At 71.7% G+C, this 13,918-nt stretch carries 13 protein-coding genes; 11 read left to right on the top strand and 2 right to left on the bottom strand.

Annotated features, from left to right (window positions below; all coding sequences use genetic code 11):
• Window positions 1-154: 154 nt before the first annotated feature.
• The 3 genes from bioB to bioD are packed head-to-tail and all read left to right on the top strand — an operon-like array spanning window position 155 to window position 3,415.
• Window positions 155-1,375 (top strand): biotin synthase BioB, encoded by a 1,221-nt coding sequence (gene bioB / locus OG758_RS38980; protein ID WP_326714170.1) that lies wholly within the window; start codon window positions 155-157, stop codon window positions 1,373-1,375.
• On the top strand, window positions 1,368-2,699 hold the full coding sequence (locus OG758_RS38975; protein WP_326714169.1) for an adenosylmethionine--8-amino-7-oxononanoate transaminase: 1,332 nt from the start codon (window positions 1,368-1,370) through the stop codon (window positions 2,697-2,699). The genes bioB and OG758_RS38975 overlap by 8 nt, the downstream gene beginning before the upstream one ends.
• A 5-nt stretch (window positions 2,700-2,704) precedes the next feature.
• The gene (gene bioD / locus OG758_RS38970; RefSeq protein ID WP_326714168.1) at window positions 2,705-3,415 is read left to right on the top strand and encodes a dethiobiotin synthase; all 711 of its coding nucleotides are present in this window, start codon (window positions 2,705-2,707) and stop codon (window positions 3,413-3,415) included.
• Window positions 3,416-3,436: 21 nt separating this feature from the next.
• On the opposite strand, the gene OG758_RS38965 is transcribed toward bioD, so the two are convergent.
• Together OG758_RS38965 and OG758_RS38960 are read right to left on the bottom strand one after the other, a co-directional pair.
• Entirely contained in the window at window positions 3,437-3,775 is a 339-nt protein-coding gene (locus tag OG758_RS38965; RefSeq protein ID WP_326716177.1) for a fic family toxin-antitoxin system, toxin component, read from the bottom strand.
• A 49-nt stretch (window positions 3,776-3,824) separates the two neighbouring features.
• Window positions 3,825-4,052, bottom strand: a complete 228-nt coding sequence (locus OG758_RS38960) for a toxin-antitoxin system HicB family antitoxin (protein WP_100597555.1) — start codon at window positions 4,050-4,052, stop codon at window positions 3,825-3,827.
• A gap of 177 nt (window positions 4,053-4,229) precedes the next feature.
• Here OG758_RS38960 and OG758_RS38955 point away from each other — a divergent pair, with 177 nt between their 5' ends.
• From OG758_RS38955 to OG758_RS38920, 8 genes are all read left to right on the top strand, one after another.
• Window positions 4,230-5,027 (top strand): ABC transporter ATP-binding protein, encoded by a 798-nt coding sequence (locus tag OG758_RS38955; protein ID WP_326714167.1) that lies wholly within the window; start codon window positions 4,230-4,232, stop codon window positions 5,025-5,027.
• A gap of 10 nt (window positions 5,028-5,037) precedes the next feature.
• A complete protein-coding gene (locus OG758_RS38950; RefSeq protein WP_326714166.1) occupies window positions 5,038-7,605 on the top strand; it encodes an ABC transporter permease in 2,568 nt (855 codons plus the stop codon).
• Between the two features lie 71 nt (window positions 7,606-7,676).
• Entirely contained in the window at window positions 7,677-8,567 is an 891-nt protein-coding gene (locus OG758_RS38945) for an LLM class F420-dependent oxidoreductase (RefSeq protein WP_326714165.1), read from the top strand.
• Window positions 8,568-8,634: 67 nt separating this feature from the next.
• The gene (locus tag OG758_RS38940; protein WP_326714164.1) at window positions 8,635-9,060 is read left to right on the top strand and encodes a GNAT family N-acetyltransferase; all 426 of its coding nucleotides are present in this window, start codon (window positions 8,635-8,637) and stop codon (window positions 9,058-9,060) included.
• 196 nt (window positions 9,061-9,256) lie between these two features.
• Entirely contained in the window at window positions 9,257-10,597 is a 1,341-nt protein-coding gene (locus OG758_RS38935; protein WP_326714163.1) for a hemolysin family protein, read from the top strand.
• Entirely contained in the window at window positions 10,594-11,607 is a 1,014-nt protein-coding gene (locus OG758_RS38930; protein ID WP_326714162.1) for a hemolysin family protein, read from the top strand. Before OG758_RS38935 ends, OG758_RS38930 begins: the two co-directional genes overlap by 4 nt.
• Before the next feature lie 79 nt (window positions 11,608-11,686).
• The gene (locus OG758_RS38925) at window positions 11,687-12,475 is read left to right on the top strand and encodes an SGNH/GDSL hydrolase family protein (RefSeq protein ID WP_326714161.1); all 789 of its coding nucleotides are present in this window, start codon (window positions 11,687-11,689) and stop codon (window positions 12,473-12,475) included.
• A gap of 286 nt (window positions 12,476-12,761) precedes the next feature.
• On the top strand, window positions 12,762-13,907 hold the full coding sequence (locus OG758_RS38920) for a CapA family protein (protein WP_326714160.1): 1,146 nt from the start codon (window positions 12,762-12,764) through the stop codon (window positions 13,905-13,907).
• The last annotated feature ends 11 nt before the right edge of the window (window positions 13,908-13,918 follow it).

Here is a 13,918-nt window from a genome sequence, read left to right as displayed (position 1 = left end):
CGTGCCCACTGCTGATTGGACAGTTTTGTAGGCAGTGCACAGACAGTAGCGGGACATCCAGCCGCCCAGGGTGTGGCAATACCCACACCTCGAACCGGCAGAGTTGTGCAAAGCCTCCTTGGCCTGAGCAGGGCACGTAGGTCAGGATCGGGCCATGGACCTGCTGAACACGCTGGTGGACAAGGGGCTGCGGCGCGAGCTGCCCAGCCGTGAAGAAGCGCTCGCCGTTCTGGCGACTTCCGACGACGAACTGCTCGATGTGGTGGCCGCGGCCGGCAAGGTGCGGCGGCAGTGGTTCGGCCGGCGGGTGAAACTCAACTATCTGGTCAACCTCAAGTCGGGACTGTGCCCCGAGGACTGCTCGTACTGTTCCCAGCGGCTCGGGTCCAAGGCGGAGATCCTCAAGTACACATGGCTGAAGCCCGACGAGGCGTCGAAGGCCGCGGCCGCGGGTGTCGCGGGCGGCGCGAAGCGGGTCTGTCTGGTGGCGTCCGGGCGCGGCCCGACGGACCGGGACGTCGACCGCGTCTCGGAGACCATCGGCGCGATCAAGGAACAGAACGAGGGCGTCGAGGTGTGCGCCTGCCTCGGTCTCCTCTCCGAGGGCCAGGCCGAGCGGCTGCGCGGCGCGGGCGCCGACGCCTACAACCACAACCTCAACACCTCCGAGGGCACCTACGGCGACATCACGACGACGCACACCTACGCGGACCGCGTCGACACGGTGCAGAAGGCCCACGCGGCCGGTCTGTCCGCCTGCTCCGGGCTCATCGCGGGCATGGGCGAGAGCGACGAGGACCTGATCGACGTCGTCTACTCGCTGCGCGAACTCGACCCGGACTCGGTGCCGGTCAACTTCCTGATCCCCTTCGAGGGCACGCCCCTCGCCAAGGAGTGGAACCTGACGCCGCAGCGCTGCCTGCGGATCCTCGCGATGGTCCGCTTCGTCTGCCCCGACGTCGAGGTGCGGATCGCGGGCGGGCGCGAGGTGCACCTGCGCTCGATGCAGCCGCTGGCGCTCCACCTCGCCAACTCCATCTTCCTCGGCGACTACCTGACGAGTGAGGGCCAGGCGGGCAAGGCGGACCTGGACATGATCACGGACGCCGGGTTCGAGGTCGAGGGCACCGACCAGGTGACGCTGCCCGAGCACCGGGGCGGGCCGTGCGGTTCGTCCGAGACGGAAGCGGCCTGCGGTTCCGGTGCGCATGCGGCATGCGGTTCCGGCACGGGTTCGGCCTGCGGTTCCGGTGGGGGCTGCGGCACCCATGAAGAAGCTGCGGAGTCCCCGGTCGCCGAGGTCCCCGAGGCGCGCACGGACCTGGTCGCCGTACGCCGCCGGGGTGCCGGTACGGATCTCGCGCCCAATGCCTGAGCGGTCCGGGGCCGCGGTGACGGGGCTGCCCGTGGCGGAACTGCTCGACCTCGACCGGCGGCACGTCTGGCATCCGTACGGTCCGATGCCTGGGCGGCAGGAGCCGCTGGTCGTCGAGTCGGCGGCCGGGGTACGGCTCCGGCTCGCCGACGAGGGCGGTGAGAGCGGTGAGAGCGGTCAGGGTGCCGAGCTGGTCGACGGGATGTCGTCGTGGTGGTCGGCGATCCACGGCTACAACCACCCCGTGCTCAACGAGGCGGTGCGCGACCAGCTCGGCCGGATGAGCCACGTCATGTTCGGCGGGCTCACGCACGAGCCCGCCGTCGGGCTCGCGAAGCGTCTTGTCGACATGTCGCCGGAGGGGCTCGAGCATGTGTTCCTCGCCGACTCGGGCTCCGTGTCCGTCGAGGTCGCGATCAAGATGTGCCTCCAGCACTGGCGTTCCCTCGGGCGGCCGGAGAAGCGCCGTCTGCTGACGTGGCGCGGCGGCTATCACGGCGACACCTGGCAGCCGATGGCGGTCTGCGACCCCGAGGGCGGCATGCACGAGCTGTGGTCGGGGGCGCTGCCGCGGCACGTGTTCGCCGACGCCCCGCCCACCGAGTACGAGCAGGCCTACGCGGATCATCTGCACGAGCTGATCGGGCGGCACGCCCATGAGCTGGCGGCCGTGATCGTGGAGCCCGTGGTGCAGGGCGCGGGCGGGATGCGGTTCCACTCCCCCGCGTATCTGCGGGTCCTGCGCGAGGCCTGCGACGCGCACGACGTGCTCCTCGTGTTCGACGAGATCGCCACGGGGTTCGGCCGGACCGGGGCGCTGTTCGCCGCGGAGCACGCGTCGGTGACGCCCGATGTGATGTGTGTCGGCAAGGCGCTGACCGGCGGCTACATGACGCTGGCGGCGACGCTGTGCACGGCGCGTGTGGCGGACGGGATCTCGCGCGGCGACGTGCCGGTGCTCGCGCACGGGCCCACGTTCATGGGGAACCCCCTCGCCGCCGCGGTGGCCTGCGCCTCGATCGACCTCCTGCTCGGGCAGGACTGGGCGACGGAGGTCAAGCGGATCGAGTCGGGGCTGAGGGAGTCGCTCGGCGCTGCCTCGGAACTGCCCGGGGTGCGCGATGTGCGCGTGCTCGGCGCGATCGGTGTCGTACAGCTGGATCACGAGATCGACATGGCGGCTGCCACGCGGGCGGCGGTGCGCGAGGGCGTGTGGCTGCGGCCGTTCCGCGACCTCGTGTACACGATGCCTCCGTACATCACGGGGGACGAGGATCTGGCACGGATCGGCCGCGCGGTGTGCGCGGCCGCGCGGGAGGGCTGAACAGCATGACGGTACTGGTGGTCACGGGGACCGGAACAGAGATCGGCAAGACGGTCACGACGGCGGCCGTGGCGGCCGCCGCGCTGGCCGCGGGGCGGTCGGTGGCCGTCCTGAAGCCGGCCCAGACCGGGGTCGGGCCCGGTGAGCGCGGGGACGCGGACGAGGTCACGCGCCTGGTGGGCGGCGGGGTGACGGCCGTCGAACTGGCGCGGTACCCCGAGCCGTTGGCGCCCGCGACGGCCGCGCTGCGCGCCGGCCTCCCCCCGGTGCGCCCGCACGAGGTGGCCGACGCTGCGGCGAAGCTGGCGACGGACCACGACCTCGTCCTGGTCGAGGGCGCGGGCGGGCTGCTGGTGCGGTTCGACGCGGACGGGGGCACGCTCGCGGACGCCGCCAGGCAGCTCCGAGCGCCGGTCCTCGTCGTCGCGGCGGCGGGGCTCGGCACGCTCAACTCGACGGCCCTGACGACGGAGGCCCTGCGCGCCCGGGACCTGACGCCGCTCGGCGTGGTCATCGGCAGCTGGCCGGAGCACCCCGACCTCGCGGCCCGCTGCAACCTCGCGGACTTCCCCGAGGTCTCGGGGACGAAGCTCCTCGGCGCGATCCCCGAAGGGGCCGGTACGCACCCCGGCTTCCGTGCATCCGCGCCGAGTTGGCTGGCGCCGGAGCTGGACGGTACGTGGGACGCGGCGGCGTTCGCCGCGAGCGCCGGGTAGTCCTGGTGCGTGCCTAGCGGCTCACAGGCTCCATCTGCGCAGTTCCTCCGCGATGTCGTGCACGCTCGCCCCGCCGTCCTTGACCAGGCGGGCCAGTTCCCTGACCTGGTCGGGCGACGTGGCGACCTTCAGGCCGCTCGCGACGAGATAGGCGTACGCGACGGCCGACGCGAACATCGCGTTCGAGCGTTCGAGGGCGGGGACGTGGAGGAGCAGCTGGAGCAGTGCGGCGGCCCGCGCCTGTGGGCTGTCGTACACGGCGGTCCCGAATATCTCCGCCTCGTGCCGGCTGACGGCGGCGACGAGCGCGCCCCAGTCGGTTACCTGAGGGTCTCCGGGGGTCTTCTGTTCGGCGATCATGAGAAGCCAGGCCAGGTCGATCCGCACGTTCTTCGATTCGCTCAAGGGCTCAGCGTCGGCCTTCGCGCTCCGCGCCGAATTCCTCGGCGAACACGGATTCGTACTGCTTCATGAAGTCGGCGGCCGCCTCGACGAACGTCCGGCCGAGCTCGCCCGCGTCCTGTCTGACCAGCTCCTCGATGTACCGGTTCACACTCACGCCGCGTGCCAGCGCACGCTCCCGCGCGGCTCGGGCGGTGTCCTCGTCCACCCGTACGTTCAGCTGAGTCTTCGCCATGACTTCACGCTAGCGCCGACGCGCTAGCACCGGCAAGGAGACACCGAATGTGCCCCTTACACGCGTATCTGGAGCCCGACCTCGGAGGGATACCGCGCGTGTGACGCACCGCACTAGTCTCGTACGCGACACGGGAGTCGGTACGGCCAGGACGACGGCGAGACCCAGGAGGCGGCCTTGTCCACAGCGGCAGCAGAACAGCCCCACGGCCTGGTGGAGGCGGGCGACGTCGCCGCGCGCGCCCGGGGCCTGACCAAGGCGTACGGGTCCGGGGAGACCGCCGTCCTCGCGCTCGACTCGGTCGACGTGGACATCGCGCGCGGCCGGTTCACGGCGGTCATGGGCCCCTCGGGGTCGGGCAAGTCCACGCTGATGCACTGCCTGGCCGGGCTCGACTCGGTCTCCGCCGGCCAGGTGTGGCTCGGGGACACCGAGATCACGGGCCTGCGCGACAAGGAGCTGACGCGGCTGCGGCGCGACCGGATCGGCTTCATGTTCCAGTCCTTCAACCTCATTCCGACGCTGAACGCGGCGGAGAACATCACGCTGCCGATGGACATCGCGGGCCGCACCCCGGACGCGGAGTGGCTGAAGCAGGTCATCGACACGCTGGGCCTCGGCGACCGGCTCAAGCACCGTCCCGCGCAGCTCTCCGGAGGCCAGCAGCAGCGGGTGGCCTGCGCGAGGGCGCTCGCCTCGCGACCGGAACTGATCTTCGCGGACGAGCCGACCGGGAACCTGGACTCGCGCGCGGGCCTCGAGGTCCTCGGGTTCCTGCGCGAGGCGGTGGACGACCTCGGGCAGACCGTCGTGATGGTGACGCACGACCCCGGCGCCGCGGGCCACTCCGACCTGGTGCTCTTCCTCGGTGACGGCCGCCTCGTGGACGAGATGCCGCAGCCCACGGCGGAAGCGGTCCTGGAACGCATGCGTCTGTTCACCGGGGGCAACACCCCCCACAACTCCCAGCCGTAGAGGGGCCGCTGTGCTGAAGGCGACGCTCAGGAGTTTCCTCGCGCACAAGGGCCGACTGGTCCTGTCGGGGCTCGCCATCGTCCTCTCGGTGGCGTTCGTGGCGGGCAGTCTGGTCTTCTCGGACACGGTCACCCGCACCTTCGACCGGCTCTTCGCGTCCACGTCCGCCGACGTGCAGGTGAATCCGAAGCAGGACTCCCTCGGCGAGACAGTGCCGACCGGGGCGGTCGAGACCGTCCCGGCCCGGCTCGCCCGGCAGATCAGGTCCGTCGACGGCGTGGCCGCGGCCAGGGTCGACGCCGCCGCCGAGAACATCACCGTCGTGGACGACCGGAACAACTCGGTCGGCCCGACCAGCGGCGCCCCCACCATCGCCACCAACTGGTATGTGACGGACCGCAGTCCGGTCCGCCTGACCTCGGGCCATGCCCCGCGCGGCAGTGGCGAGGCGCTGCTCGACGCGGACACCGCCGACAAGAAGCACGTCCGTATCGGCGACTCCCTCACCGTCCTCGCGCAACCGGGCTCCTTCACCGTCCGGATCGTCGGCATCGCGACCTTCCGCACCACCAACCCCGGCGCCGCGCTCGTCTTCCTGGACACGGCGACGGCACAGGCGAAGCTGCTCGGCGGGACGGACCGCGCGACGAGCATCTCCGTGGACGCGGCGCCCGGGGTGAGCGACGCCGCGCTGAAGGGGCGGATCGCCCGACAGCTCGGTTCCGGCTACGACCTCAAGACCGCAAGTGAACAGGCCACGTCGGACGCGGCGGACCTCGGCTCGTTCCTCGACGTGATCAAGTACGTGATGCTCGGCTTCGCCGGGATCGCGGTCCTGGTCGGGATCTTCCTGATCGTGAACACGTTCTCGATGCTGATCGCGCAGCGCACGCGCGAGCTGGGACTGCTGCGCGCGCTCGGCGCCGACCGGCGGCAGGTGCGTCGCTCCGTCCTGACGGAGGCGGTGTTGCTCGGCCTGGCGGGCTCGGTGCTCGGCCTCGCGGCGGGCCTCGGGCTGGCGCTCGGCCTCATCCGGCTCATGAGCGCGTTCGGGATGAACCTGAAGTCGACCGAGATGGTGATCGGCTGGGGGACGCCCGTCGCCGCGTTCGCGGTCGGCGTCGGGGTCACGTTCGTGGCCGCGTATCTGCCGTCGCGGCGTGCGTCCCGGGTCTCCCCCATGGCGGCGCTCGCGGACGCCGAGATCGCGGGTGCGGGGCGGCCACTGCGGGTGCGCGCGGTGGCCGGAGCGGTGGTCGGCGTGGCGGGGGTGGCCGCTCTCGCCGGCTGTGCCGCGGCCACGAAGACGGCGAGCGCCTCGCTGCTCCTGATGGTCGGCGTCGTCCTGACGCTGCTGGCCACGGTGATCGCGGGCCCCTTGCTCGTACGTCCCGTGATCCGCGTCCTGGGCGGCGCGTTCCCCGCCGTGTTCGGCTCGGTGGGGCGGCTGAGCCAGCGCAACGCGCTGCGCAACCCGCGGCGCACCGGGGCCACCGCGGCCGCGCTGATGGTCGGGCTCGCTCTGGTGGCGGGCATGTCCGTGGCGAGCGCGTCGATGAGCAAGTCGTTCGACGAGCAGATCGACAAGACCCTGGGCGCCGACTTCACCGTCCAGAACGCCAACTTCACGCCCTTCCCCAAAGAGGTCACTGACAAGATCCGCGCCACGGAAGGGGCGGGGCTCGTCGTGCGACAGCGGTTCGTGCCGCTCGCGGTGCGTCTGCCGGACGGCAAGCGCGTGAAGACGACGGCCGCGGGTTACGAGGCACAGCTCGACGACGTCGCGCACATCACGTACTCCCAGGGCGACTCGGCGGCCGCGCTCGCGCCCGGGAAGGTCGCGATGGACGCGGGGTTCGCCAAGGAGCACCACGCGCGCGTGGGCACGGTGGTGCCCGTGGACCTGCCCGGCGGACGCACGGACCGGCTCACCGTCGCGGCCCTCACCGACCAGGGCGGGGGCGACGGATTCGGCATGTCCGGCGGCCTGTTCATGGGCATGGGGACGCTGGAGAAGTTCCTGCCCGACGGCCAGGACTCGGCGGTGTACGTGAACGCCTCCCCCGGCACGGGCGCGGACGTGCTCCGCGCCCGTCTGGAGAAGGCCCTCGATCCGTACCCACAGGTACAGGTCCGCGACCTGGCCGACTACAAGAAGCTCGTGCACGACCAGATCGCGGTGCTGCTGTACCTCGTGTACGCGTTGGTCGGGCTCGCGATCGTCATCGCCGTCCTGGGCGTCGTCAACACCCTTGCCCTGTCGGTCGTCGAGCGGACACGGGAGATCGGTCTCCTCCGCGCCATCGGGCTCTCCCGGCGCCAGTTGCGGAGGATGATCCGCCTGGAGTCCGTGGTGATCGCCGTGTTCGGCGCCGTGCTCGGGCTCACGCTCGGTGTCGTGTGGGGGCTCGCCATCCACGAGGTGCTCGCCCTCCAGGGCATGGAGGCGCTCGCCATCCCGTGGGGCACGATCGTCGCGGTCGTGGTCGGCTCGGTCGTCGTGGGGCTCGCGGCTGCCCTCCTTCCGGCGCTGCGCGCCTCGCGCATGAACGTGCTGGCGGCCATCGCCCACGAGTGATGTACTCGCCGCACGGTCTCCCGGCCGTCCAGCTCCACCGAGTGCAACTCGCCCGAGACCGAGGAGAGTTCATGAGTCGCGCGTTCCGCTTCGGCGTCAACATGGTCACCCCCGCGTCCGGCGACGAGTGGCGCAAGCGCTGCCGCAGGGCCGAGGAGCTCGACTACGACGTGATCCTCGTCGCCGACCACCTGGGCGTGCCCTCGCCGTTCCCCTCCCTGGTCGCCGCCGCAGAGGCGACCGAGCGCCCGCGTGTGGGCACGTTCGTCCTCAACGCCGGCTTCTGGAACCCGGTGCTCCTCGCCCGCGAGGTGGCGACCACGGACGCGCTCACCGGCGGCAGACTCGAACTGGGTCTGGGCGCAGGCTACGTACAGGCGGAGCACGAGGCGGCCGGGCTGCCCTGGGGGTCGCCCGGTGAGCGAGTGGACCATCTGCGGCGCGTCGTGGAGGAGCTGGACCGGCTGCTCGGGTCGGACGAGCATCAGCCTCAACCCGCGCAACACCCCCGCCCGCCGCTCCTGATCGGCGGCAACGGCGACCGGATGCTGAAGCTGACGGCCGAGCACGCACAGATCGCGGCGTTCACCGGGGCGCGCTCCGTCCCCGGCCACCCGGGCGGGAAGCTCCAGCACCTCACCCCTACGGAGCTGGACGAGCGCGTCGCCACGTACCAGCGCTTCGCGGCGGGGCGCGCGGAGCCCGCCGAACTCAATCTGCTGATCCAGATGGTCACGGTGACCGACGACCGGCGGGCGGCGATCCGGCCGGTTCTCGACCACATCCCGCAGTTCACGGAGGACGAGGCGCTGGACCTGCCGCTGCTGCTCGTCGGCACGGTCCGTGAGATCGCCGACCAGGTGCGCGCGCAGCGCGACCGCTACGGGTTCACGTACATCACGGTCCTGGAGCCGTACATGGAGGCGTTCGGTCCGGTCATCGAGGAGCTGCGAAAGGCCTGAGCCGGGGCGCTGTCCGCATCGTGAAAATGGCGCGCGGGCCCGGCCGCCCGGTGATGGGATCGGCCCCATGAGTGACCTTCGGATACGGGCCGCGACGCCCGACGACCTCGATGCCGCCCTCGCCTTCTGGAAGCTGGCCGCCGAGGGCACGAGCATCAGCGACGACCGCGCGGGCGTGGAGCGGCTCGTCGCCCGCGACCCCGAGTCGCTGCTGCTCGCCGAGCGCGACGGGGAACTGGTGGGGACCGTCATCGCCGGCTTCGACGGGTGGCGCTGCCATCTGTACCGGCTCGCGGTGCATCCGGACGTGCGGCGGCAGGGCGTGGGGTCGGCGCTGCTCGCGGCCGCGGAGGAGCGGTTCGTCGCGCTCGGCGGGCGGCGGGGCGACGCGATGGTCCTGGACCGCAACGAGCGCGCGCAGCACGCGTGGCGAGCCGGGGGTTACGCGCCGGAGCCGCAGTGGACGCGCTGGGTCAAGCACCTCACTGACTGACACCCTCCGGGGCCGGGGCGACGGCGTCCCGGCCGCACGGGCTTTGCCGATCCTTTACCATGGTCGCTCCACTTGTCCTGCTTCTCTCTCTTGAAAGGTGTGAGCGTCCGCCCATGGGCGAGCCTCCCAGTACCCGGCGCCTGCGACATCGCGCGATACCCACCGCCCTGCCCGATCATGGGACGGAGGTGACCCGATGACCGAAGTGCTCCTGCTCGCCGTGGCGGTGCTGCTCTCGCTGGCCTGCGGTGCGTTCGTCGCTGCCGAGTTCTCCCTCACCACCGTCGAGCGTTCCGGCCTCGAGCGCGCCGTCGAGCGCGGTGAGCGGGGCGCCGCCGGCGCCCTCAAGGCCGTACGGAACCTGACCTTCCAGCTCTCCGGCGCCCAGCTCGGCATCACCGTGACCAATCTGGTCGTCGGCATGCTCGCCCAGCCGTCCGTCGCCAAGCTGATCACGGGCCCCCTGGAGAGTCTCGGGCTCTCCCGGACCGCCGCCGCCTCGGCCGCGCTGGTCATCGGCACGGCTCTGTCGACCGTCTTCCTGATGGTCGTCGGCGAGCTCGTCCCCAAGAACTGGGCGATCTCGTCGCCGCTGGCCGTCGCCAAGCGCGTCGCGACGCCCCAGCGCCTGTTCAGCGCCGCGTTCCGCCCCTTCATCACGCACCTGAACAACACCGCGAACCGGGCGGTACGCCGCATCGGCATCGAACCCGCCGAGGAGCTGGCCTCCGCGCGCGGACCGCAGGAACTGGTGGCCCTGGCCCGCCACTCCGCCAAGGAGGGCGCCCTCGAGGCGGACACCGCCGAGCTGTTCATGCGCACCCTGAACCTCGCGGACCTCACCGCGGAGAACGTGATGACGCCGCGCGTCCAGGTCGTGGCGCTCGACGCGCAGGCCACCTGCGAGGACGTGGCGAACGCGACCCGGGCCACGGGCCTGTCCCGGTTCCCCGTCTACCGCGGCAACCTCGACTCGGTCGTCGGCGTCGCGCACATCAAGGACGTCCTCGCCGTGCCCGCGGAACTCCGGGGCCGCCGTTCCGTGTCCGATCTGATGCGCGAGCCGCTCCTCGTACCCGAGACCCTGACCGTCGACCGGCTCCTCGACCGGCTCTCCGGGAAGCGCACGATGGCCGTCGTCATCGACGAGTACGGCGGCACCGCGGGCGTCGCCACCGTGGAGGACATCGTCGAGGAGGTCGTCGGTGAGGTGCGGGACGAGCACGATCCGCACGAGACACCTGACCTCGCCCCGGCGGGCGCGGACGACGAGGGCCGCGCCCTCTACTCCGCCGACGGCGCCGCCCGCACCGACCAGCTGCAGCGGGTCGGCCTGCGCGTCCCCCACGGCCCCTACGAGACGCTCGCCGGCCTGGTAGCCACCGAGCTCGGCCGGATCCCGGCCGTCGGCGACAGCGTCGAGGTGGCCGGATGGCGGCTCGACGTCGTGGACGCCGCGGGCCACCGCGCGGCCCGCGTCCTGCTGCACGCGCCGCGGGCCGAGCAGTCCGACGACGCACCGGAGGGGGACCGATGACCGCGATCCAGCTCCTGATCGGCCTGGCGACGCTCGTCGTCAACGCCTTCTTCGTAGGCGGCGAGTTCGCCCTGATCTCCGTACGCCGCAGCCAGATCGAACCGCACGCGGACGAGGGCGACCGGCGGGCGAAGAGCGTCCTGTGGGGCCTTCAGCACGTGTCGGCCCTGCTGGCCGCGGCGCAGCTCGGCATCACGCTGTGCACCCTGGTGCTCGGCATCGTCGCCGAACCCGCCATCGCCCATCTCCTCGAGCCGGTGTTCGACGCGGTCGGCGTGCCGCACGGCCTGGTCCACCCGATCTCGTTCGTGATCGCGCTGACGGTGGCCACCTATCTGCACATGCTGCTCGGCGAGATGATCCCGAAGAACGTCGCACTCGCCGAGCCGGTGCGCAGCGCGCTGCTCCTCGGGCCGCCCCTGGTGACCTTCGCGAGGGCGCTGCGCCCGGTGATCTTCACGGTCAACGCCTTCGCGAACGGGCTGCTCAAGCTGTTGCGTGTCGACGTCAAGGACGAGGTGTCCGCGACGTTCTCGGACGACGAGCTCGCCCGTCTCGTCAAGGACTCGGGCGACGCGGGACTCATCGACGACCGCGCCCAGGAGCGCCTGCGCGACGCGCTCGAACTGGGCCGCCGCCCGGTCAGGGACGTCGTCCTGCCGCTGGAGCGGGTGGTCTACGCGCATGTGGGCGTCACGCCCGAGCAGCTCGAGCAGCTGTCGGCCCGGTCGGGGTTCTCGCGCTTCCCCGTGGTCGACGACAACCGCCGCATCGTCGCCTATCTGCATGTGAAGGACGCCCTGGACGCATCGCCGCGCGATCTGCCGTTCCGGATTCCGGACATGCGGCCGATCGCGCGCGTCCGCGAGACGACGCCGCTCGACGACGTCCTCTCCGCGATGCGGGGCAGCCGTACGCATGTGGCGGCGGTCCTCGGCTCGGACGGGCGGCTCGCGGGTCTGGTGACGATGGAGGACGTCCTGCGGGAACTGTTCGGCCAGCCCGTGTGATCTCCGCGCCGTGTGCCCGACGTCGGGCACACGGCGCCCCGTCGGCTGTCCCAGGGCCCGGGTTACCATCGCTTCCGCCATGCAGAAAAATGCCAACCACACCAGTTACAGCAGCCTCGTCACGATCGGTGACTCGTTCACCGAGGGCATGTCCGACCTGCTGCCCGACGGCTCCTACCGCGGCTGGGCCGATGTACTGGCCGGCCGGATGGCGGCCCGCACCCCCGGGTTCCGCTACGCGAACCTCGCCGTGCGGGGCAAGCTCATCGGCCAGATCGTCGACGAGCAGGTGGACGTCGCGGCCGCGATGGGCGCCGATGTCATCACGCTGGTGGGCGGGCTCAACGACACCCTGCGCCCCAAGGTCGACATGGGCCGGGTACGCGGGCTCCTCGAAGAGGCCGTCGAGAAGCTCGCGCCGGCCTGCGAGCAGCTCGTCCTGATGCGCAGCCCCGGCCGCAACGGGCCCGTGATGGAGCGCTTCCGGCCGCGCATGGAGGAGCTGTTCGCCTGCATCGACGACCTCGCGGCGCGGCACGGCGCGGTGGTCGTGGACCTGTACGGGCCACCCGCCCTCGGTGACCCCCGCATGTGGGATGTGGACCGGCTGCATCTGACGGCGGAGGGGCACCGCCGGGTCGCCGAGGCCGTCTGGCAGGCGCTCGGCCACGAGCCCGAGGGCGACTGGCAGTCCGTGCTCCCGCCGACCGCGCCGCCGGGGTGGGGCACGCGCCGCCTCGCCGACGTCCGCTTCGCCAAGCAGCACCTGGTCCCGTGGATCGGCCGCCGCCTGACGGGCCGCTCCTCCGGCGACGGCCGCCCGGCGAAGCGCCCCGAGCTGTTGCCGTACGAGGCTCCGCGCGGCTGACCTGCCGTGACGGGGGCGGCGCGCGGCGGGCGCCCCGCGCTCGTAGCAGCGTGATTCGGGTGGCCTGCGGCACCGCCTCTGCGTCGTCCTCGTCGTTCGCGCTCGCTTCGGCGAGCCGTGCACAGGTACGTGAGAGTTCCGGATTCCTCAGTCCCGGCCAGTGCAGAGGGTGACGGTCTGCCGTCCCCCGGCCAGGAACGCGGGCGTCGTGCGCACCTCGGCCGGCTGAGCACGGCGGCGTCGCGGCTCCCGTGACATCCCGGTGGCAGGGTTCTAACGTGGAGGGATGCAGGGTGATCTGATCACGCTGTGCCTCGCCGGCGACGTGATGCTTGGGCGGGGCGTCGACCAGATACTTCCGCACCCCGGTGATCCGGCACTGGCGGAGACGTACGTCCGGGACGCCCGCTCCTACGTCGAGCTGGCGGAGGTCGCGAACGGCCCGCTTCCCCGCCCGGTCGATTTCTCCTGGCCCTGGGGTGACACGCTGCGGCTCCTCGACCGGGCCGCTTCCGACGCCGTCGTGCTCAATCTGGAGACCAGCGTCACGCGGAGCGACGACTTCGCACCCGGCAAGGCCATCCACTACCGCATGCATCCCGCCAACCTGCCCTGCCTCATCGCCGCTCGCCCCGACGTCTGCGTCCTGGCGAACAACCACATCCTCGACTTCGGCCGCCGCGGGCTCGCGGAGACCCTCGACGCGCTGGCGGGCGCCGATATCGCCTCAGCGGGTGCGGGACACGACGTGGACGCGGCCCGGCGGCCGGCGATCGTCCCCGTCAAGGGCGGCCGGCGGATCCTGGTCCACTCCTTCGGCATGTCGTCCAGCGGAATCCCGCCGAGCTGGGCCGCCGCGGTGGACCGCAGTGGGATCGACTACGTGGCCGAGGCGTCGGACGCCGCAGCGGCGTCGGTGGTCACCCGGATCCGGCAGGTGAAACGACCGGGTGACATCGTCATCGCCTCGATCCACTGGGGTTCCAACTGGGGCTACTCCGTTCCCAGCGACCAGGTCCGCTTCGCGCACGCACTCGTCGACGGAGGCGCGGACGTCGTCCACGGGCATTCCTCGCACCATCCCCGGCCGCTCGAGCTGTATCGGGGAAAGCTCATCGTCTACGGCTGCGGCGACCTGGTCAACGACTACGAGGGCATCTCCGGCTACGAGAACTACCGCGACGACCTGCGGCTGCTCTACTCCCTCTCGCTGGAGCCGCGCACCGGCGGACTCCGCGAACTGCGCATCACGCCCTTCCAGACCCGGCGGATGCGGCTTCGGAGGGCGTCGGCGAAGGACTGCCACTGGCTTCAGGACCGCCTGGGCCGGATCAGCCGCGGCTTCGGCTCGCGCATCGCGTACGACCCGGACGGCATCCTCACCCTCGGCGTCGACGGGTCGCCCGTACAGAACGGTGCCCGGCCGGCATAAGCCTGAGAGGG

Origin of the sequence: Streptomyces sp. NBC_01474, assembly GCF_035918215.1 — a bacterium.
GTDB classification, from domain to species: Bacteria; Actinomycetota; Actinomycetes; order Streptomycetales; family Streptomycetaceae; genus Streptomyces; species Streptomyces aureus.
Note: the sequence above shows the minus strand (reverse complement) of the source record. Positions and strands in the feature narration are given on the sequence as shown.